2 protein-coding genes and 1 pseudogene are annotated in these 2,111 nt (G+C 52.2%); 1 reads left to right on the top strand and 2 read right to left on the bottom strand.

All coding sequences use genetic code 11. The annotated features are described in order from the left end of the window. Nucleotides 1-401, top strand: a pseudogene (locus tag VU18_RS19240) (glycosyltransferase family 2 protein); the annotation flags it as partial. A 151-nt stretch (nt 402-552) separates the two neighbouring features. Here VU18_RS19240 and VU18_RS04405 read toward each other — a convergent pair. Together VU18_RS04405 and VU18_RS04410 are read right to left on the bottom strand one after the other, a co-directional pair. Continuing rightward, entirely contained in the window at nt 553-987 is a 435-nt protein-coding gene (locus tag VU18_RS04405) for a YkyB family protein (protein WP_014195334.1), read from the bottom strand. A 68-nt stretch (nt 988-1,055) separates the two neighbouring features. Further along, nucleotides 1,056-1,925, bottom strand: coding sequence for a metallophosphoesterase (locus VU18_RS04410; protein WP_020278634.1), 870 nt, complete (start codon nt 1,923-1,925; stop codon nt 1,056-1,058). Nucleotides 1,926-2,111: the final 186 nt, after the last annotated feature.

The raw sequence follows: 2,111 nt of genomic DNA on the forward strand, positions 1-2,111 counted from the left end.
GATCGATGCTATTCAATCCAAAATATGGCTCAATCGGCCTTCTTTCGCTGCCGTATTTTTGGTTCATTGAGCTTCTTGGTCCGATCGTTGAATTGATGGGCTATATTGTCGTTGTTTTCTCCTTATTTCTCGGAAACTTGTACGTCGAATTCGCTCTTCTTTTGCTGACGGTTTCGGTTTTGTACGGTTCGCTGTTATCAGCAGCAGCCGTCTTGCTTGAAGAGTGGACTGAGCGGAAGTTCCCGAGCATCTCTGATTTGGTGAAGCTGTTTTTCTTCGCGTTGACTGAGACATTTTGGTACCGTCCGCTTACCGCTTGGTGGCGGTGCGAAGGGGTGATCGACGCTGTTCGCCGGAAAAAGCAATGGGGGAGCATAAAGCGAAAAGGAGTGTCGGTGTAAACATAGGTAGAGAATAGAGCGAAAAGGGTGCGCCTCGGCTTGACGAATCAGTGCATGTCTCCCCAAGTGATCGTGATCGAACCCAAAGAGGAATATTCACGAAAACATGATGAATTGAAAGAGAAAAGCCAGGTCACGGCTCGGCGTCCGCTTAATAGCGGTCGCCGAGCCGTTTAAATACGGGTCTTGTCAGCCGTTTCGGCTTTTGTTCCGGCTTTTCCTTCAGTCCGGTGTAGGCGATGAGAATGGCTTTTGCCTCTGACAGCGGCATCCGAGCTGGAGGGTTGCGGTATGAATCGTTGAGAGAGCCAAGGTGCGGAAGGGCGGCGAAATCTTGTTTTGTCGGTGGGATGTGGAAGTAGTAGTCGCCGACGGCGACAAGCACGTCGGATTGCTGTTGGCTGTATCTCGGATTGCGGGAAAAATGGAGGCCCACTTTTTTCGCCTTGCCCTCCTCAAGCAGCTTCTCGATCGCTTTTTTCTTCAGAAGATAAAGAAACGAAGGGTTCAATGCTGTTTTGGCATGGCGGTTGACGGTAAAAATCGCTTTGGCAATATTGTCGACCGTCAATTGCACCGGTTTCATCGGCATGTCTCCTTTTTTCTTTCTATTATAACATAGGAAGCGGTGTTGTTGCCCGGTTTGTCCTACTTCTATCCGGGGGTAAGCGAAAAAACGGTCAACTCCGGCGGAGCGAAGAAGCGAAGCGGCACCCTTGTTGTGCCAAGGCCGCGGTTGACGTACAACAAGAGTCCGCCGACGTGGTAAAACCCTTCATAATACCGCTCAGACAACGGCGGCGTGATGAGCGGTCCGATAAACGGCAACTGAATTTGCCCGCCGTGGCTATGGCCGGAGAGTTGAACGTGAATAGGGAAGCGGCGAGCCTCAATGGCACCGTCCGGCTCATGAACGAGGGCGATCGTATATGTCGCCCGCGGAATGCCGTTCGTCATTTTCGACCAGTCCGGGCGTCCGAGCATCATATCGTCGCTGCCGGCGATAGCGATCGCGTCATGGCCGCGCCGGACGAGTGCATGCTCATTGACGAGAACGCGGAACCCGGCTCGTTCCATCAATCGACGGTAAATATCTGTCCCGTAGCCGCCGTGATCATGGTTTCCGTAAATACAAAATTTTCCAAGAGGAGCACGGACGCCAGCCAACGCCTCAGCGACCGCGTTGACGTGCGGATACCGGTTCGCCTCATGGAGCAGATCACCTGTGAATACGACGAGATCGGGCCCGAGTTCGTTGATGCGGCCGATAATGCGGTAAAAGCGTTTCAAGCCGTAATAATGGCCGAGATGGAGATCACTGAACTGCAGCAGCTTGACGCCGGCAAACGACTTTGGGATCAGCGGATGCGACAGCGCATGGTGCGTCACGGTCAGCTCGGCTGGCTCAATCCAGCGGGCGTATCCAGAGGCGGCTGCCATCGCCAGCGCTGCGCTGAAACTTGTGCGCGCCAGCTTTTTCAAAAAGGCGCGCCGGCTTAGTTTGGTTGTTTCGATATGGTGCATCGTTTCGCCGTCCTTTCACAAGCAGCTTTATTATAACGAAAAGAGAGGGAAAAGGACAATAGGAGGACTAAGATGTTCGAATATTCCACTATTTTATGATATGATAAAAATGAATGAGTAATCAGTCATAGGAGGAGAAATGGATGAACGGAAAAGTGATCATTGTGACCGGCGGGTCGAGCGGAA

The organism is Geobacillus sp. ZGt-1 (assembly GCF_001026865.1).
Taxonomy (GTDB): Bacteria; Bacillota; Bacilli; order Bacillales; family Anoxybacillaceae; genus Geobacillus; species Geobacillus thermoleovorans.